Genomic DNA, 17,221 nt, shown 5'->3' with positions numbered 1-17,221 from the left:
TCGCCAAGTGTCTACTGAGGCAGGACGCTTTCCCGCCGCGCCGGGCCGAGCATCTACTCCCATGACCTACCGCTTCTTCACCCCGTCGATGTCCCGGGCCGCCATCGGACGTACCGCCGAGGTCTACACGCAACTGCGCGAGGACTTCCTCGGCCCGCTGCCCACCTTCCAGGCTCTGTCGGCCGAACCGCGGATCCTGGCCGCGACCTGGTCCCTGATGCGCGAGGCGCTGCTGGCCGGCGGCGCCTCCCGGATCGAACGCGAACTCGTGGCCACGGTCGTCTCCCGGGCCAACCGCTGCCGGTTCTGTGTGGACGCCCACGTGACGCTGCTGCACGCGCTGGGCGAGCACGAACTGGGCGAGGTCATCGCCCGGGGCGATCCGCCGCACCGGCCCCGGCACGTCGCCCTGACCCGCTGGGCCGCCGACAGCCGCCACCCCCGGGCCGCGAGGTGGACGAGCCCGTACTGCGCCGAGATCACCGGCACGCTGCTCGCCTTCCACTTCATCAACCGCGTCGTATCGGCCCTGCTCGCCCCGGACCTGCTGCCCGGCGGCCTGCAACGGTTCCCGGCGGTGCGCTCGGCCGGGGGCCGGTTCTACGCCCGGACCGTACGCGAATCAAGGGAACCCGGCCGCAGCCTGACCCTCCTGGAGGGTGACGGTGGCGCCCCACCGGCGTGGGCGACCGACAGCCCGGTCGGCGTGGCGTACGCGGCGCTGCAGGCCGCCACCACCGACACCGGCGACCTGCTGAGCGAAGCGGCCCGCGAGACCATCACGGCCACGGTGAGCTGGGAGGACGGCCGGCACCCGGACCGTCCCACCGAGTGGGCCACCGACCTGGTGCGCGACCTGCCCGCCCAGGACCGCGTGGGCGCCCGCATCGGCCTGCTGGCCGCGTTCGCCCCGGCCGCGATCACCCCCGGCGACGTAGCCCTGTGGCGGCTGAGTCATCCGGCCGACGCCGACCTCGTACGCCTGGTGGCGTACGGCGCGATGGCCGCTACAGACCACGTGGCCCGGCCCCTTACGCCGTCGAGGAGGTCGTGATGCGCCGGGCCTTCGTCGTGGTCAGCACGATCACCCTGGTCGTGTTCGCTTTTCAGTTCGTGTTCGCCGCGGTCGGCGCTTTCACCAAGCCTTCGAGCGACAGCGCGTACGCGTTGCACAGCATCACCGGCATGGCCGTGATCCCGGCCCTGGTGCTGCTGACCACCCTGTTCGCCGCATTGGCCAAGGCTCCCGGCCGACTCATCGCGTTGTCAGTCCTGCCGCTCGGCCTGACCCTGCTGCAGGCGCTGCTGGCCGCTCTGCCGGAAGCATTCGCCGATGAGACCGGCAGCAGCACGGTGGTCGGCCTGATCTTCGGCGCCCTGCACGCCGTCAACGGCATCATCGCCATCCACGTGGTCGTCGGCGTGGTCCGCGCCGCCGGCCGCCTGGCCGCACCCGACCCGGCCCCGCCCGTACCGCTCAACGCCACCCAGAACGCCGAAGCAACGTGACCATCGACCTCATCAACGCCGTAACCGCCGTAACCAGATGCCGCCGCCTGGTCATCGGCCTGAGCTTCGTCGCCCCAACCCCCTGGACAACCCGAGCCGACATCACCGGCCCGCCTCCAGTCGACACCGACTCCCAATCTCAGACCTATTCGGACGCCGCCCCGGAAGACCTGCTCGCCGATGTCCCGCCCGCCAAGGCATCCGGCGAAACCACCTCCCACGCCCAGACACCCGGCACGACCTTTCACGCCCGGACTGAGGGGATGCCATCCGGCACTTCCCGCGCCCGGAAGATCGGGGTATCGGCCGGAACCACCGCCCACACCCACACGACCGGGGTGTCGGCCAGCGCCACCTCTCATGCCTGGACGGTTGGGCTGCCGCTTGGCCTCGCGGTCGACGGCTGGATGGCTGGGGCGTCATGACGACGGGAGCGATCATTGCTGCTGATCTGGTGATCGCGGTGCTGGCGGCGGCCGGGTGGATCGGCGGTGGGGTGGCCGCGGTGGCCGGGCGGCGGCGGATCGCGACCGGGCTGGCGATCCTCGCGCTGGTGGCCACGCTCGCCCGGGCGGCCACGACGGTCGCTCTGGCCCGGGCCGGGTGGTGGTTCGCGGCGGAGAAGGTCGTGATCGCCGGGCCGCTGACGCTGGCCGCGGCGGTGATCGGTGTTCGGCGTACCCCGATGGCGTTCTTCTTCGCCGGTTACGCGGCCACCGCAGCCGTGCTGGTGACGGTGTTGCACGGCTATCCCGTCTCCCCGGCGGCCGCCCTGCTCGCGGTGGCCGGGGTGGCCGCCGCGACGACGGTGACGTGGCGCTTCGTTCACCGGCGCCCGTCACGGCCGGGCACGGTGGTGGCGGTCGCGGCCCTCGTCGCCGGCACCGGTTTCGCGGTCACCCCGGCCACCACTCCCGAGCCGGCGCATCAGCACACGCCCGTCGCCCGCACCGAGGTGGGCGAACCGACCAAGCGCTTCGCCCTGACCGCCGGGACCATCGACGGCGCGTGGGCGTTCAACGGCCAGGTCCCCGGCCCCGAACTGACCGCCACCGTCGGCGACATCATCGAGGTGACGCTGCGCAACCAGAACATCGAGCGCGGTGTCACCCTGCACTGGCACGGCTACGACGTCCCCAACGACCAGGACGGAGTACCCGGCATCACCCAGGACGCCGTACGCCCCGGGCAACAGTTCGTCTATCGCTTCGTGGCCGGCCAACCCGGGACCTACTGGTACCACACACATTCCGCGTCCGACATAGGCGTCCGCAAGGGCTTGTACGGCACTCTGATCGTCCACCCCACCACTCCCGACACGGCGTGCGACCTCACCCCACCGACCACCTCCGGGCCCAACCTCACCGAACCCTTCGTCCCGCAACCGAGCAACCCAAGGCCCGACAGCGCGCAACCGACCAGCTCGAAAGCGAGCAACACGCGAGCAGGCAGCGCGCAACCGAGCAGTGCGACCCTGAACAAGAGTCTCCAGAGCGGGAGCGAATCGTGCATCGACGTCACGGTGCCCGTGCACACGCTCGATGGCCGGTTGCTGCCCGAACCCGCGACGACGGCGGCAGCGCCCGGCACGCCTGTTCGGCTGCGGCTGATCAACACTGACAGCACGACCCATCGGTATGCGGTGGCCGGTGCGCCGTTCCGTGTGATCGCCATCGACGGGGTCGATCTGGCCGGGCCCACACCGCTCGAGAACACCGCGCTCTTGATCCCCGCCGGCGGGCGTTTTGACGTGCTGACCACGGCGCCGGCCGGGCTGTTCGTCGACGGTCGACTCGTGCGCTCGACCGGGACGGTGCCGGTGGCTCCCGGGGCGTGGCCGGTGTTCGACCCGCTCACTTACGGCGCCGAATCGCGCATTTCCTGGTCGCGGATCGACCGTTCGCTCACTCTGGTGCTCGATCGTGGGCTCGATCTGCGCGGTCTGCTCCCCCGTTACGCGCATACGGTCAACGGCGCGGCCGACCCGGACATCCCCCCGCAGGTCGTACGCCGGGGGGAGATCGTCAAGCTCACGATCGTCAACCGCTCGCTGGTCGTGCATCCGTGGCATCTGCACGGTCATCACGTGCTCGTGCTTGCTCGCAACGGGAAAGCCCCGACCGGGAGCCCGGTGTGGCTGGATTCGTTCGACCTGCGGCCCGGCGAGGTCTGGGAGGTCGCCTTCCGGGCCGACAACCCCGGCATGTGGGCCAACCACTGCCACAACCTGCCGCACGCCGAGGCCGGCATGATGCTGCACCTCATGTATTCATGACCCGTCAGGCAACGCGTGCCCGACCGGGCGGAGCTGCAGCTCATGTATTCGTAACCCGTCAGGCAAAGCGTGCCGAATCACGGTAAATGCACCTCATGTCTTCATAACCGTCAGGCACGCGTGCCCGACCGGGCGGAGCTGCACCCTGAACAACGCCGACCCGGCCGTGCGGGCGGGCGAGCTCGCCGTACAGGTGATGACCTGGATGGTGCCGGCGGGCAACCTGCGGTTCGTGGATGTCCCGGCGCCGCGCTCCACGGCGGAGGTGCGGGCCGAGGACTGACGGTTGGCTCCCAGCCGGGCCGGGTATGGTTGCTACTCGCCAGTAACAAGGGTGGAGGCACATGCTCAGCTCACGTTTGCAAGAAGTGCTCGACGGCCGGTGGGCCCACGTCCGCAAGGCGGCCCGGGCCGAACTCGGCGCGGAGTTCGTGACCGTGCCCGGCGAGACGATCGACCAGGCGCGCGAGCGCGTCACCCGCCTGCTGCGGGCGCTGCCGTCCGACCCGGGCGTGGCCGCGGGCTTCCCGATCGAGTACGGCGGCCAGTCCGACCCCGGCGGCTCGGTGGTCGCGGCCGAGATGCTGGCCCAGATCGACCTGTCGCTGATGGTGAAGGCGGGCGTGCAGTGGGGCCTGTTCGGCGGGGCCGTGGTCGCGCTCGGCACGGCCGGCCACCACGACCGCTACCTGCGCCGCATCATCGACGCCGACCTGCTCGGCTGTTTCGCGATGACCGAGACCGGCCACGGCTCGGACGTCCAGCAGCTGCGCACGACCTGCACGTACGACCCGTCGACGCAGACGTTCGACCTGCACACCCCGCACGAGGCGGCCCGCAAGGACTACATCGGCAACGCGGCCCGCGACGGGCGCATCGCCGTCGTCTTCGCCCAGCTAGTCACCGGCGGCAAGCGCTACGGCGTGCACGCCTGGCTGGTGCCGATCCGCGACGACGAGGGCAACCCGCTGCCGGGCGTGACGATCGGCGACGACGGGCACAAGGCCGGCCTGCTCGGTGTCGACAACGGCCGGCTCTCGTTCGACCACGTCACCGTGCCGCGCGACATGCTGCTCGACCGCTACGGCCAGGTCGCGCCCGACGGCACGTACTCGAGCTCGATCGACAACGACGTCCGCCGCTTCTTCACCATGCTCGGCACCCTGGTCCGCGGGCGAGTGGTGGTCGGCGGGTCGGCCGCCAACGCGGCCAAGAGCGCGCTGACCATCGCCGTCCGCTACGGCGAGTCCCGCCGTCAGTTCACCGCCCCCGGCGAGACGCGGGAGATCGCGCTCAACGACTACCTGGCCCACCAGCGCGTGCTCGGCATCAACCTGGCCCACGCGTACGCCCTGCACTTCGCCCAGGACGAGCTCGTCTCCACGCTGCACACCGTCCAGACGTCGGACGGCCCGATCGACGAGCACCAGCAACGCGAGCTGGAGTCCCGCGCGGCCGGATTGAAGGCCGCGCAGACCTGGCACGCGACGAGGGCGATCCAGGCCGCTCGCGAGGCCTGCGGCGGCGCCGGCTACCTGGCCGAGAACAGGCTGCCCGGGCTGAAGGCGGACACCGACGTCTTCACCACGTTCGAGGGCGACAACACCGTGCTGCTGCAGCTGGTGGCCAAGGGCCTGCTCACCGGCTACCGGGACGCGTTCGGCTCGCTCGACGGCTGGGGCCGGGCCACCTTCGTGGCCGAGCAGGTGCGCTCCATGGTCTTCGAGCGCACCGCGGCCCGCGGACTGATCCAGCGCCTCATCGACGCCGTTCCCGGCCGCGACGAGGAGGTGGCGCTGACCGACCGCGGCTGGCACCTCGCGCTCTTCGAGGATCGCGAGAAGCATCTGCTGGAGGGGGCGGTCCGCCGCCTGCGCAACGGGGCGGACCAGAAGAAGGCCCGCCAGTTCGACATCTTCAACGACGTGCAGGACCACGTGCTCGAGACGGCCCGGGCCCACATCGACCGCGTCGTGCTCGAGGCGTTCGTGGCCGGCATCGACCGGACTGCCGACGACGAGGCCCGCGCGCTGCTGTCCAAGGTCGCCGACCTCTACGCGCTGAGCACCATCGAGGCCAACAAGGGCTGGTATCTGGAACACCAGCGCCTGATGCCGGCCCGGTCGAAGGCGGTGACCGCGATGGTCAACGATCTGCTGCGCCAACTGCGCCCGCATCTGACGACCCTGGTCGACGCCTTCGCCATCCCCGACGAGTGGCTCAACGCCGCGATCCTGCGCGAGGAGCCCACCCGTCAGGACGTGATGGCCGGCCACGACGCCGCGTGATTCCGGTGGCGGCGCGGGCTCGGGACCCGCGCCGCCACCGGAGGATCAGTTGGCGTCGCTGTTGCCGCCGCGGCCGTTGGCCCAGTTGCGGGCGCCCCGCGCGGCCGAACCGACCAGGTCGGCCGCCCCGCCCGCGGCCTTGCGGGCGAACGTGACCAGCGGGTCGGGCGAGTCGCGGAACGAGTCGCGGTAGCTGGCCGCGGCCGCCTTCACGTCCGCGGTCACCGACGCGTCCCGGTCGTCGTCGCGGCGCGGGTAGTCGCCGCCGAGGATCCGGGCGTAGTCGCCGGAGTCGACCCACTTCTGCAGCTCGGCCGCCCGCGCCACCGGCACCGGCTCGCTGCTGAACGCGGTCATGCCGATCTTGTGGATGCTGTCGCGCAGGTCGCCGCCGCCGTCGTACTCAGCGGCCTGCTCGAGGAAGGCCGCCGTGTCGATCTGCGACAGGTCGCCGCCGCCGGCCTGCTTCATGAACAGCCGCAGCGAGGCCGCCGGGTCTTGCGCGGCCAGCAGCCCGGCCCGGTCGGCCGACAGCTCCGCCTTGCGCCACCACTCGTACATCGCCGCGATGATCGCCCGCAGCGCGATCGCACCGATCGGCAGCCAGCTGACGCTGGTCACCCACCGGGTCAGCAGGGTCATGATCGTCTGGTAGACGGCGTGACCGCTACGCACGTGGCCGATCTCGCGGCCGAGCAGGGTGCGCAGCTCGTCGTCGTCCAGCTTCTCGACCGCGCCCGTGCTGATCACGACGAACGGCTTGTCCATGCCGATCGCCTTGCTCGTGATGAACGGCGACTGGCTCACATACAGCTCGGGGCGCTCGGCGACGTCGAGCGAGTCGGCGGCCTCGGCGAACAAGCCGTGGACCCGGGGGTACTGCCGGTGGTCGACCCTGATCGCGCCGGCCAGGTAGGACAGGCGGAACCCCCGCTCGTTCCACATGCCGAACAGACCGCGCACCACGTCGTCGAAGCCGCGCAACTCACGCAGCGCGGTGAGCGCGCCCCGGTCGGCCGGATGCTCCCAGGCCCGCGAGCTGATGCCGGTCAGGGCGACCCGCTGCCGCGCCGGCCGGTTGTCATCCTCGATGGTCATCTGTTTCTCCCGTCTGAAGTTCCGGTGACGATATTGGTGGATCCGCCTCGTGAGCACATCCGGCCAAAGACCCGGTTCTTTCTGGCGCCGACTGCGACTTTCGGCCGATACGAAAGTACGGGGCGCGATCAATACCGAAGTAGCTCCCGGGCCCACGACGATCCCGGCAGAATTTCTTCCGCGAGGCCGATGAGTCCACGAGCGGACGGGAGTCCTAGGGGCATGACTGCAGAGACGCACACGATCACCACCGACGGCGCCGAGATCACCTACGACGTCCGCCCGGGCGACGGCCCCACCCTGCTGCTGGTCGGCTCCCCGATGGATGCGGTCGGCTTCACCACCCTGGCCGGGCACTTCCCCGACCGCACGGTGGTCACCTACGACCCCCGGGGCATCGGCCGCAGCAAGTTCACCGCCGGCCAGACCACCACGACGCCCGAGCAGCACGCGGGTGACCTGAGCCGGGTCATCGACGCCGTCGGCGGCCCGGTCGACGTCTTCGCCTCCAGCGGCGGCGCCGTCAACGCGCTCGCCCTGGTCACCGCCCGCCCCGACCAGGTCCGCACCCTGGTCGCGCACGAGCCGCCGATCATCCCGGTGCTGCCCGACCGCGACAACGCGTCGGCCGCCACCAAGGGCATCGCCGAGCTCTACCAGCGCGAGGGCATGGGCCCGGCGATGGTGAAGTTCATCCTGATGACCAGCCACCAGGGCGAGGTCCCGGCCGGCTGGATCGACCAGCCCGGTCCCGGCCCGGCCGACTTCGGTATGCCGGCCGAGGACGACGGCTCCCGCGACGACGTGCTGCTCTCGCACAACCTTGTGTCCTGCACCCACTACGAGCCTGACTTCGCCGCCCTGCGCGCCGCGTCGACGCGCATCGTGGTGGGCGTCGGCGAGGAGTCGACGGGCGAGCTGGCCCACCGCGCGGGCGAGGGCGTGGCCGCCGGCCTCGGGCTCGAGCCGACGTCGTTCCCGAGCCACCACGGCGGGTTCCTGGGCGGCGAGTACGGCCAGCAGGGCGACCCCGACAACTTCGCGGTGACGCTGCGCAAGGTGCTCGACGAGCAGTCCTGAAGCGGTATCGCTGCGCAAGGTCCTCGACGAGCAGTCCCGACGTGGGTCGCGGCCGCCCGGGAACGGGGCGGAAACCGGAACGCCTGCCCTGACCGCACGGGGGGCCAGGGCAGGCGTGCCGCCCTATCGCCCGCGCCGGCCGCCTCACCGCGACCGGAACGGGCGGGGACGGTCAGCGGCGGGCGCGGGCCAGGGTGTCACGCAGGGCGTAGTAGGCGGGCTTCTTGCCGAAGTCGTCCCGCATCACCGTGGCGGCACCTTCGGCAGGGAAGAAGACCGGCACCCACGAGTACTTGTCGGTGAAGCCCCAGATCGTGAACGAGTTGCAGTTGTCGACCGCGAGGCAGGCGTCGAGCACGGTCTTGTAATACGAAGCCTGCGTCTGCAACTGCTCCGCCGTGGGCACGCCGCCCTCGGGCAGGTCCATGCGGACGTCGAGCTCGGTGATCGCGGTCTTGAGGCCCAGGTCGTCGAAGCGCTGCAACACGCCGGCCAACTGGTCGGGCGCGCCGTAGCGCATGCTGAGGTGAGCCTGCGACGCGAAGCCGTGCAGCGGCACCCGCTGCGCCAGCAACTGCTCGGCCAGCGCCTCGTACGCGTCGACCTTGACTCCCGGCCACTCGACGCCGTAGTCGTTCAGGAACAGCTGCGCCCGAGGGTCGGCCTGGTGGGCCCAGCGGAACGCGTCGGCGACGATGCCGGGGCCGAGACGGCTGATCCAGATGTTCTCCGGGCGGTACTCGCCGTTCTCGTTGAAGATCTCGTTGGCCACGTCCCACTGCTGGATCTTGCCCTTGTAGCGGCCGACGACCGTGAAGATGTGCTTCTTGAGGATCGAGCGCAACTCCGCGTCGGTGAACGTGCCCTCGTTGAGCCAGGCCGGGTTCTGGCTGTGCCACAGCAGCGTGTGACCCCGGACGACCTGCCCGTTGTCGCGCGCGAAGCGGACGATCGCGTCGGCCGGCCCGAAGTTGTACTTGTTGCGCTCGGGGTGGATGAACTCCCACTTCATCTGGTTCTCGGGCGAGGCCGAGTTGAACTCTTTGGCCAGCACCTTGCGGTACGGCTTGTCGTAGGTGAACGGGTCGGGGTACGGCTGGTCGACGTGGTGACCGCCGCCGGCGACCGCGGTGCCGATCCGCAAGTCTCGGGGCGCTACCGAGCGAAGCGACTTCGCCTGCGGATGGGCCTGCACGGGCTGGACCACAAAACTCAGAGTTGCCGTGGTGGCGAGGACGGCCACCACGGCCCGGGTTGCTGCTCTCATCAAGGACTCCTTCGAGGAACGATCGGTGGATGTCGAACCCGTAACTTCCGGAGGTTCCTCGAAACTTATGCGTCGTAGCGGAGTCCGTCAATCTCTGTCAGGCCGGAAGAGACAGTTCGCGGATGATCGTCAGGCCGCTCTCGCCCGGGGCTTCCACCTCGCGGGGCTCGCGCGCGACCTCCTGGAAACCGGCCTTGACGGCGACCGCGGCCGAGGCTTTGTTCGCCTCGTCGTGCTTGATCGCCACCCGCTCGATGCCCGGCAGCGTGAGCGCAACCCGGCTCAGCGCCCGTACCGCCGCCGTCATGTAACCCCGGCCCGCGTACGGGGTCCCGGTCCAGTAGCCGATCTCGAGCACCCCCGGGCCCATCCGGGTCATCAGCCCGATCGACCCGGCCAGCTCGCCGATCGTGGTGAAGATCGCGTAGTTGAACTGCGTCCCGGCGTCCCAGTCGGCCCGCGACCGCGCGATGTACTCACGCGACTCCTCGAGCCCGTACCCGTCGGTCGCCCAGGGCAGGAATTGCCGCAGCTCAGGCAGCGAATCCTGGATGGCGGCGACGGCCGCCGGGGCCCACTCGATCTCCCAGCGCTTGAGCACCAGTTCACCGGCATTGATCATCTCAGGTGGTTCCATGCCGGTGAGCCTTCCGCTGCCCGGGGCGCGCGGCAAATCGTTTCCCCGCCGCCGTCCCGGTAGGTTTGCCTGCCGTGGCTGCTCAACTCCGACCCGGCGACCCCTCGTACATCGGCCGTTACCGCACGCTGTCGCGGCTCGGCGAGGGCGGCATGGGCTCGGTCTTCCTGGCCCAGGCGCCGGGCGGCCGGCTGGTGGCCGTCAAGGTCATCCGACCCGAGTACGCCCATGAGGAGGAGTTCCGCGCGCGGTTCCGCAGCGAGGTGAGCCGGGCCCGCGAGGTTCCGCCCTTCTGCACGGCCGAGGTGCTCGACGCCGACCCCGACAGCATCACGCCGTACCTGGTCGTCGAGTACGTCGACGGCCCGAGCCTGAGCGAGGTCGTCGCCGAGAACGGCCCGTTGGGCGGGGGCAGCCTGCACGGCGTCGCCGTCGGGGTGGCGGCCGCGCTGGCCGCGATCCACGGGGCCGGCGTGATCCACCGCGACCTCAAGCCGCGCAACGTGCTGTTCGCGCTGGGCACGCCCAAGGTGATCGATTTCGGCATCGCCCGGCCGCTGGAGGCCACCAGCTATCACACCCGGCCCGACATGGTGGTCGGCACGCTGGCCTACATGGCGCCCGAGCGTCTCGACGCCGAGAGCGACCGGCTGCTGACCCCGGCGGTCGACGTCTTCGCCTGGGGCGGCGTGGTCGCGTACGCCGGGGCCGGTCGCACCCCGTTCGGCGGTGACTCCCCCGCGGTGACCGCGGCCCGCATCCTCACCCAGCCGCCGCGGGTCGCCGGCCTCCCGCCGTACCTGACCGAACTGGTCACCGCCTCGCTCGAGAAGGATCCGGCCAACCGACCGACCGCCCCCGAACTGCTCGAACGCCTGCTCGTGTCCGGCTCGGCGGCCACGCCCCCACTGCCCGCCGAACTGCGCCGCGAGGCGGAAGCGGCGGCCGCGGCCAAGCCCCGCCCGGCCCGGCGCCGGGTGGGCCGGGTCCGGCGCGTCGCCGTGGTCGCGGCCGCGGTCACGGCTGTCGCGGCGCTGACCGGCACCGGACTGCGCCTGCTGGACAGCAGCGACCCGGCCCCCGCCCCTGTCTCCGGCCCGGGCGCGTCGGCCCCCGCCCCTGCTGCGGCCGGCCCCAGCGTCTTCGACTCGTTGCAGCGTTACGCCATGTTCAGCGAGACCAGCAACGACGACGGAACCTGCGGCTACCGCGGCGGCCTGCGCATCCGCACGACCACGTCGATGGTCTGCGCCCCCGACAGCACCTTGATCTTCCCGCCCGACCAGAGTGTCTCCGTGCGCGCAACCCTGGCCGGACCGCAGTCGTGCGCGACCGTCTCGTTCCGGGCCACCAAGGAGGACGAGGGCCTGGACTACCTGGCCGACGCCTACCGGGTCGCGGTCTGCCCCGGCGAAGTGCGGCTGAGCAGGTCGATCGACGGTGGCGAGACGGTGATCGCCACCGAGAAGCGCCGCACCACGACCGGCGCGGCCCACCGGATCGAACTGCTCACCGACAGCCGGCAGGCAACCGTTGCCGTCGACGGCGAGCGGGTGCTGGGCGGCCCGTTGACCGAGTCCTCCCTGATCAGCGGCCGGGTGATGCTCGGCGCCAGCACGACCACCGAGGGCCGGCGGGCCGATGTGACCTTCACCGACGCCCAGCTGCGCTCCGGTTCCGACCCGGCCGTTCCGGCCGTCCCCGCCTTCGTCTCGGGCAACGCGCGGTTCAGCGCCGGCACCTATCTCACGTACGACATCGGGCGGATGGCGGTCGTCGAGCCGACCGAGTTCCTGACCGGGGCCGAGTACTGCCGCCGTTTCGCCCTGGACAGCACGTCGCCCCAGTGCGGGCCGAAATACGTGCCGGCGCCCAGCTCGACGCGGGTGTCCCTGCCCATCGCCGAGAGCCGGGTCTACCTCGACTACCGCCAGGACCCGGACAAGTGTCTCGACACCCGCACACGGGCCGGCACCTGCAAGGTCAGCTTCGAGCAGTTCGCCACGGACAGCGGGCCCGACCCCCGCCCGGCGATGGTGACAGTGCGCGACGGCAAAGTGGTGGCGATCGCGACGCTCAGCGTCAGATAGGGCCGGCCACGGGCCGGGACAGGTCGGTGACGATGCGGTCGATCTCGGCCAGCACGTACGCGGCCAGGGCGCGCTGGGCCTGCTCGGCCGCGGGGTCGGTGTGGTGCACCTTGCGGACCCCGGTGCCGGGCGTGTTCTCGTACAGAAGCGCGCCTTTGACCTTGAGGGGTTTCGTGGCGGCCCAGGCCTGGCTGCCCTGGCCCCGGTCGAGAACGCCGCGCACCGGAATGCCGGCCTTGAGCAGCCAGAACATCGTGTCGTCGATGCCCGAGGACTGGGCGAAGGTGAACATCGCGAAGTCGACCCGCCGCTCGGCCTTGAGCATCTGCTTCATGATCTCCATCTCCGGGCCCTGGTGCGGCGCGAAGATCGGCTTGACCCGGATGCGGCCGAGGCGGAACTCGCGCGGCTTGGGTTCGCGGCGTTCGCGCAGCTCACCGAACGTGCCACTGCGCAGCCGCTCGAACTCGCGCAGGTAGAGCCCGGCCGCGGTCCGGCCGTGCAGCACGAGTACGTGGTTGAGGTTGTTGCCGTCGGCGTTCTTCCCGGTGTCGGTCAGCGTGAAGTTGGTCGAGCCGGTGAGCACGGCCGCGGTGGGGGCGCCGGGGTCCCGTACGATGAATTTCTGGTGGAAGATCTTGGGGTTGAGATCGGTGACCAGGTCGACCTGTGCGGCCGACCCGGCCGATCAGGTGTCGGCTGGGCGACGGCCGCTGAGCGCGACCACCCGATCGAGCACGGACGCGTCCTCGCCCACCTCGACCTCGGCCGCGAAGATGCCCATGGCCCGGCCCTGATCCCCCATGCCGGTCAGGAAGCCGAGCGCCATCTCGGCCACGTCGTCGTCGCAGCCGAAATGCTGACCGGTGGCCCGGGCCAGGTCCCAGCCGTGGATCACGACGTCGCTGACCAGCATCGACACCGCCAGCGGGGCGGGCATCGGCATCGCACCCATGCGCACCGGCCGGTCCCACGCCGCGGGCACGGCCCACGCTGTCGTCGCCGCCTGGGCCCGTACGCCGAAATCGCTCGTGGCGGTCCCGGCCCAGTGCTCGTCGGGGACGGGCTCACCCCGGCCGGCCGACTCCAGTGCCTCGGCCACCAGCAGGAGGTGGTTCAGCAACGTCCGGACGTCCCATTCGGTGCAGGGAGTCGGCGCGCCGAGCTGACCGGGATCGACGTCGCGCACCACCTTTGTGGTGGCGGCGAAGGCCCGGTCCATGATGTCGGGAAGGTTCATGCGGCGAGCCTAGGCAGGCTGCTCACCGGCGTTCTTGAAGAAAAGCGACTTGTTAGGCTGCGTACGTGCCGGCGATCTTGAACCCGGGTCAGGGCCGGCAGAAGTTCCAATTTCGTACGCCGCCGGCCGCACCCGCGTTGGCCGCGTTCGTCCAGCACTACTGGATCGTCCGCTGGGATCTGCGCGACCAGGAGCCGTACCAGCAGCGGGTCCTGCCCTATCCCGCGGTCAACGTGACGTTCAAGCCGGGCCGATGTCGGGTGGCGGGCGTCCCGCTCGGGCGGTTCCACGAGACGTTGGAGGGCGCCGGTCGCGTTTTCGGCGTGCGTTTCCGGCCCGGCGGGTTCCGGCCTTTCCTGGGCGCACCGGTCTCCTCGATCACCGATCGTTTCGTACCCGTCGAGTCGGTGTTCGGCGACGGACTCTCGGCCCGGATCCTCGCCGCCGACGACGACACCGCAGCCACGGTGATGGACGAATTCCTGACCGCCCGAGCGCCCGGCGGTCCCACGCCGGCCGCCGAACTGGCCGCCGCGGCGGTCACGCGCATCGCCGACGACGCCGGGGTCACCCGCGTCGACGATCTGGCCCGCGAGTTCGCGATCGGCGTGCGGCAGCTGCAGCGCCTGTTCGCCGACTACATCGGGGTCAGCCCGAAATGGGTCATCCGCCGCCACCGGCTGCACGAGGCGGCCGCCCGCATCTCCGCCGGCACACCGGTCGATCTGGGCGAACTCGCCACGGAACTCGGCTACAGCGACCAGTCCCACCTGACCCGGGACTTCACCGGCATGGTGGGCGAACCGCCCGCGCTCTATCGCAAGGCACAGGACACTACGTGAAATTCAAGGTCGCCCAAGTTCTGACCGAGATGTTCGCCCCCGGCGTGCTCGTCGCCCTGCTGCTCATGGCGGTCGGCTTCCACGCCGGCAGCTGGTGGGGCGTGGGGGCGGCCGTCTTCACTGCGGGCATTCCCATGGCGTACGTCGTGAGGGGTGTCCGCCGCGGCCGACTCACGAGCCATCACATTCCCGAGCGCGAGCACCGCCGCGGCCCCCTGCTGTTCGGCCTGGCCTGCGCGATCGTGGGCACGACCGCGCTGGTGCTGCTCGGCGCGCCGCGGGAACTGCTCGCCCTGCTCGCGGCCGGGATCACCGGCCTCGTCGTCTTCGCCGCCGTCACCGCGTACTGGAAGATGTCGATCCACGCCGGCGTGGCCGCCGGCACCGTGGCCGTGCTGGTCGCGGTGTTCGGGCCGGTGGCGCTGCTCGCCGTTCCGCTCGTGCCGCTGATCGGCTGGTCGCGGGTGGTGCTCAAGGCGCACACGCCGGCCCAGGTCGTGGCCGGGACGCTGGTCGGTGCCCTCATCGCGGGGACGGTTTTCCCGCTGCTGCGATGAGGGCCCCGACCGGCGCCTCCACGAGGCCAGGAGCAACGGGCGCGGACGCGTGGTCAGTCGCCCTTGACGTTCACGATCTGGCGTAGCGTGTGCCGCACCTCGACCAGGTCGCCGGCGTCCTGCATGACCACGTCGATCGGCTTGTAGGCGCCCGGGATCTCGTCGAGGAAGGCGTCGGTGTCGCGGTACTCGATCCCCTTCATGGCCTCCCGCAGCTGCTCACGCGTGAACGTCTTGCGGGCCTTCGAGCGCGACAGCTGCCGGCCCGCCCCGTGCGGCGACGAGTTGAGGGCCACCGGGTTGCCCTTGCCGACCACCACGTACGAGGCGTCGCCCATCGACCCCGGGATGAGCCCCGGCCGGCCCTTCTCGGCGTTGATCGCTCCCTTGCGCGAGAGCCACACCGTCTTACCGAAGTGCGTCTCCTGCTCCGTGTAGTTGTGGTGGCACTGCACCCGCTCGAGCTCCTGCACCGGCCCGCCCACGAACTCGGCGAAGCAGTCCACGACCCGGTCCATCATCTCGTCGCGGTTGGCCAGCGCGAAGTCCTGGGCCCAGCGCAGCTGCCGGATGTACGTCCAGAACTCGTCGGTGCCCTCGGCCAGGTAGGCCAGGTCCGGGTCGGGCAGATCGATCCACCACCGCTTCATGGCGGCCTGAGCCACCTTGATGTGGTGCGTGGCGATCTTGTTGCCGACCCCGCGCGAACCCGAGTGCAGGAACAGCCAGACCTGCCCCTTCTCGTCCGCGGTGACCTCGATGAAGTGGTTGCCCGACCCGAGCGTGCCCAGCTGCAGCTCCCAGTTGCCGGCGTAGTGCCCCGGCTCGAAGCCCGCCTTGTCGGCCTTGGCCGCGAGCATGTCGAGCCGCCGGCGGGCCGTGTCGGTCACGCTCACGTTGTACGAGCCGGCGCTCAGCGGCACGGCGTTCTCGATGGCCGTACGCAGCTGGGAAAGCCCCGGCTTGAGCTCGTCCCGGTGATACTGCGTACGCACCGCAGCCATGCCACAACCGATATCCACACCCACGGCGGCCGGGATGATCGCCCCCAGCGTCGGGATCACCGACCCGACCGTGGCCCCCTTGCCGAGGTGCGCGTCGGGCATGAGGGCGATGTGCGGGAAGATGAAGGGGAGGCGGGAGGCTTTCTCGGCCTGCCCTCGCGTCTCGGCCTCCAGCAGGCTGGCCCAGTTCACCAGACGCGCGTTGATCTTCTCCATCACACCTTCTCCCATCGTATTCAGCCCCGCCACGCTAGCGCCCCAAGATCGCTCAGCGCCTCCGAATTACGCTGCCGGGGTGACGGATGCGCTGATCTTCGATTTTGACGGACTGCTGATGGACACCGAGTCGACGCTGCTGGAGAGCTGGCGTTTCGAGTGGCGGCAGCACGGACTCGAGCTGGCGGTCGACGGTTTCTTCGCCGACCACGGCGGGGACGTCAACGAGCAGCGGTACGCGCGCCTCGCGGACGCCGTCGGTGCGGGCTACGACCGGGCCGTGAGCCACTCCCGGCGTACGGCATATCGGGTCGGCCTTCACGCCGAGCCGGCGCCGGCGCCGGGAATTCGGGAACCGGCTCGCGCTCGAACGCCTGAGGATCGAACCGCGGCAGGCCGTCGCCTTCGAGGACACACCCCACGGCGTGGCGGCGGCACAGGCGGCCGGGCTGCGGTGCGTGGCCATCCCCAACGCGTACGTGCCGGTCCCGCGCTTCGCGGCGGCCGAGCTCGTGCTCGTCAGCGCGGCCTCGGTTCCACTGCGGACGGTCCTCGACAAGGTCTCATGATCACCGGTGTACTGTGCGCGCCTGTGCGAGAGAAGTTTCAGGCGAAAGCCTTCGAATTGGTGGCCCCACTGCTCCAGCCGGGCGAGCGGCCGATAACAGCGACACGAGCGCTGGCGGGGTCGTTCACGGCCAGCCGGGTCGGCACGGCGGTCACCGCGGGACTGAAGGCCCAGGGCCTGGCGGGCGCGCTGCTCACGTCGTCCACCAGCAAACAGTTCGTCGTAGTCACCTCCGAGCGCCTCATTTTCCTGCCGCAGACGTTCATGGGCGGTCCGGGCGCCGGGGTGCTGGGCGAGATCCCGCGCGACCAGGTGACACTGGCCGAAGCCAAGATCGGCGTGGTGAGCCTGGTCCGCATCGCGTTCGGCAACGACGGCGACGGCATCTCCCTCACGTTCCCGCGCATCGACAAGAAGAACGCCCAGGCCCTGGCCGACGCGCTCCGCCCGGCCCCCACCGCCTGACGTTTCACGGGAGGGGCCGGGCGGGGGACCCGGCCCCTCCCGCTTTATGGGGAGCAAAGTCGTTCACGGGTTGGCGAACCGCAGG

The 17,221-nt window shown here is 70.8% G+C and carries 17 protein-coding genes and 1 pseudogene; 12 read left to right on the top strand and 6 right to left on the bottom strand.

The window, feature by feature from the left end; genetic code table 11:
• Positions 1-61: 61 nt before the first annotated feature.
• The 5 genes from M1L60_RS01225 to M1L60_RS01205 all read left to right on the top strand — a co-directional run bounded on the left by M1L60_RS01225 (position 62) and on the right by M1L60_RS01205 (position 6,072).
• Positions 62-1,054 carry a carboxymuconolactone decarboxylase family protein gene (locus M1L60_RS01225; protein WP_253235347.1) on the top strand — a complete coding sequence of 331 codons (993 nt, stop codon included), beginning with the start codon at positions 62-64 and terminating at the stop codon, positions 1,052-1,054.
• The gene (locus M1L60_RS01220) at positions 1,054-1,509 is read left to right on the top strand and encodes a DUF6220 domain-containing protein (RefSeq protein ID WP_253235346.1); all 456 of its coding nucleotides are present in this window, start codon (positions 1,054-1,056) and stop codon (positions 1,507-1,509) included. The genes M1L60_RS01225 and M1L60_RS01220 overlap by 1 nt, the downstream gene beginning before the upstream one ends.
• Complete coding sequence (locus M1L60_RS01215; protein WP_253235345.1) at positions 1,506-1,934, top strand: hypothetical protein; 429 nt, start codon at positions 1,506-1,508, stop codon at positions 1,932-1,934. The genes M1L60_RS01220 and M1L60_RS01215 overlap by 4 nt, the downstream gene beginning before the upstream one ends.
• Positions 1,931-3,784 (top strand): multicopper oxidase family protein, encoded by a 1,854-nt coding sequence (locus M1L60_RS01210; RefSeq protein ID WP_253235344.1) that lies wholly within the window; start codon positions 1,931-1,933, stop codon positions 3,782-3,784. The genes M1L60_RS01215 and M1L60_RS01210 overlap by 4 nt, the downstream gene beginning before the upstream one ends.
• A 344-nt stretch (positions 3,785-4,128) precedes the next feature.
• Positions 4,129-6,072: an acyl-CoA dehydrogenase family protein gene (locus M1L60_RS01205; RefSeq protein WP_253235343.1), complete on the top strand. Its 1,944-nt coding sequence runs from the start codon at positions 4,129-4,131 to the stop codon at positions 6,070-6,072.
• Positions 6,073-6,117: 45 nt separating this feature from the next.
• On the opposite strand, the gene M1L60_RS01200 is transcribed toward M1L60_RS01205, so the two are convergent.
• Positions 6,118-7,170: a M48 family metallopeptidase gene (locus tag M1L60_RS01200; protein ID WP_253235342.1), complete on the bottom strand. Its 1,053-nt coding sequence runs from the start codon at positions 7,168-7,170 to the stop codon at positions 6,118-6,120.
• Positions 7,171-7,392: 222 nt separating this feature from the next.
• Between M1L60_RS01200 and M1L60_RS01195 the strand changes: the two genes are divergently transcribed.
• Complete coding sequence (locus M1L60_RS01195; RefSeq protein WP_253235341.1) at positions 7,393-8,250, top strand: alpha/beta fold hydrolase; 858 nt, start codon at positions 7,393-7,395, stop codon at positions 8,248-8,250.
• A gap of 172 nt (positions 8,251-8,422) precedes the next feature.
• Here M1L60_RS01195 and M1L60_RS01190 read toward each other — a convergent pair whose 3' ends face one another.
• Positions 8,423-9,517 carry an endo-1,4-beta-xylanase gene (locus M1L60_RS01190; RefSeq protein ID WP_253235340.1) on the bottom strand — a complete coding sequence of 365 codons (1,095 nt, stop codon included), beginning with the start codon at positions 9,515-9,517 and terminating at the stop codon, positions 8,423-8,425.
• A 97-nt stretch (positions 9,518-9,614) separates the two neighbouring features.
• Positions 9,615-10,154 (bottom strand): GNAT family N-acetyltransferase, encoded by a 540-nt coding sequence (locus M1L60_RS01185; RefSeq protein ID WP_253235339.1) that lies wholly within the window; start codon positions 10,152-10,154, stop codon positions 9,615-9,617.
• Between the two features lie 74 nt (positions 10,155-10,228).
• Here M1L60_RS01185 and M1L60_RS01180 point away from each other — a divergent pair, with 74 nt between their 5' ends.
• Positions 10,229-12,244 carry a serine/threonine-protein kinase gene (locus tag M1L60_RS01180; protein ID WP_253235338.1) on the top strand — a complete coding sequence of 672 codons (2,016 nt, stop codon included), beginning with the start codon at positions 10,229-10,231 and terminating at the stop codon, positions 12,242-12,244.
• On the opposite strand, the gene M1L60_RS01175 is transcribed toward M1L60_RS01180, so the two are convergent.
• Both M1L60_RS01175 and M1L60_RS01170 read right to left on the bottom strand, forming a co-directional pair.
• Positions 12,237-12,830: a phospholipase D-like domain-containing protein gene (locus tag M1L60_RS01175; protein ID WP_253235337.1), complete on the bottom strand. Its 594-nt coding sequence runs from the start codon at positions 12,828-12,830 to the stop codon at positions 12,237-12,239. The two genes, M1L60_RS01180 and M1L60_RS01175, sit on opposite strands and share 8 nt — an antisense overlap.
• Positions 12,831-12,932: 102 nt before the next feature.
• Entirely contained in the window at positions 12,933-13,484 is a 552-nt protein-coding gene (locus tag M1L60_RS01170) for a TIGR03086 family metal-binding protein (protein WP_253235336.1), read from the bottom strand.
• Positions 13,485-13,549: 65 nt separating this feature from the next.
• Between M1L60_RS01170 and M1L60_RS47650 the strand changes: the two genes are divergently transcribed.
• Positions 13,550-14,326 (top strand): AraC family transcriptional regulator, encoded by a 777-nt coding sequence (locus tag M1L60_RS47650; RefSeq protein WP_253235335.1) that lies wholly within the window; start codon positions 13,550-13,552, stop codon positions 14,324-14,326.
• On the top strand, positions 14,323-14,883 hold the full coding sequence (locus M1L60_RS01160) for a phosphatase PAP2 family protein (protein WP_253235334.1): 561 nt from the start codon (positions 14,323-14,325) through the stop codon (positions 14,881-14,883). Before M1L60_RS47650 ends, M1L60_RS01160 begins: the two co-directional genes overlap by 4 nt.
• A gap of 53 nt (positions 14,884-14,936) precedes the next feature.
• Here the strand turns inward: M1L60_RS01160 and M1L60_RS01155 are convergent, their stop codons facing one another.
• Entirely contained in the window at positions 14,937-16,103 is a 1,167-nt protein-coding gene (locus M1L60_RS01155) for an RtcB family protein (RefSeq protein WP_253235333.1), read from the bottom strand.
• Between the two features lie 305 nt (positions 16,104-16,408).
• Here M1L60_RS01155 and M1L60_RS47645 point away from each other — a divergent pair.
• From M1L60_RS47645 to M1L60_RS01145, 3 genes and pseudogenes are all read left to right on the top strand, one after another.
• A pseudogene (locus M1L60_RS47645) lies at positions 16,409-16,516 on the top strand (hypothetical protein); the annotation flags it as partial.
• Positions 16,517-16,528: 12 nt separating this feature from the next.
• Positions 16,529-16,672: a hypothetical protein gene (locus tag M1L60_RS01150; RefSeq protein ID WP_253235332.1), complete on the top strand. Its 144-nt coding sequence runs from the start codon at positions 16,529-16,531 to the stop codon at positions 16,670-16,672.
• A 23-nt stretch (positions 16,673-16,695) separates the two neighbouring features.
• On the top strand, positions 16,696-17,136 hold the full coding sequence (locus M1L60_RS01145) for a PH domain-containing protein (protein WP_253235331.1): 441 nt from the start codon (positions 16,696-16,698) through the stop codon (positions 17,134-17,136).
• Positions 17,137-17,221: the final 85 nt, after the last annotated feature.

This window comes from Paractinoplanes aksuensis, from assembly GCF_024137025.1.
In the GTDB taxonomy this organism is placed as follows: Bacteria; Actinomycetota; Actinomycetes; order Mycobacteriales; family Micromonosporaceae; genus Actinoplanes; species Actinoplanes aksuensis.
The sequence above is the reverse complement of the archived record's forward strand: the minus strand, read 5'-3'. Positions and strand labels throughout refer to the sequence as shown.

What these genes read in the sequence shown, in the direction of transcription:
- M1L60_RS01225 (WP_253235347.1), top strand. Translation starts at nt 62, where the DNA reads ATGACCTACCGCTTCTTCACCCCGTCGATGTCCCGGGCCGCCATCGGA.
- M1L60_RS01220 (WP_253235346.1), top strand. Translation starts at nt 1,054, where the DNA reads ATGCGCCGGGCCTTCGTCGTGGTCAGCACGATCACCCTGGTCGTGTTC.
- M1L60_RS01210 (WP_253235344.1), top strand. Translation starts at nt 1,931, where the DNA reads ATGACGACGGGAGCGATCATTGCTGCTGATCTGGTGATCGCGGTGCTG.
- M1L60_RS01205 (WP_253235343.1), top strand. Translation starts at nt 4,129, where the DNA reads ATGCTCAGCTCACGTTTGCAAGAAGTGCTCGACGGCCGGTGGGCCCAC.
- M1L60_RS01200 (WP_253235342.1), bottom strand. Translation starts at nt 7,170, where the DNA reads ATGACCATCGAGGATGACAACCGGCCGGCGCGGCAGCGGGTCGCCCTG.
- M1L60_RS01195 (WP_253235341.1), top strand. Translation starts at nt 7,393, where the DNA reads ATGACTGCAGAGACGCACACGATCACCACCGACGGCGCCGAGATCACC.
- M1L60_RS01190 (WP_253235340.1), bottom strand. Translation starts at nt 9,517, where the DNA reads ATGAGAGCAGCAACCCGGGCCGTGGTGGCCGTCCTCGCCACCACGGCA.
- M1L60_RS01185 (WP_253235339.1), bottom strand. Translation starts at nt 10,154, where the DNA reads ATGGAACCACCTGAGATGATCAATGCCGGTGAACTGGTGCTCAAGCGC.
- M1L60_RS01170 (WP_253235336.1), bottom strand. Translation starts at nt 13,484, where the DNA reads ATGAACCTTCCCGACATCATGGACCGGGCCTTCGCCGCCACCACAAAG.
- M1L60_RS01155 (WP_253235333.1), bottom strand. Translation starts at nt 16,103, where the DNA reads ATGGAGAAGATCAACGCGCGTCTGGTGAACTGGGCCAGCCTGCTGGAG.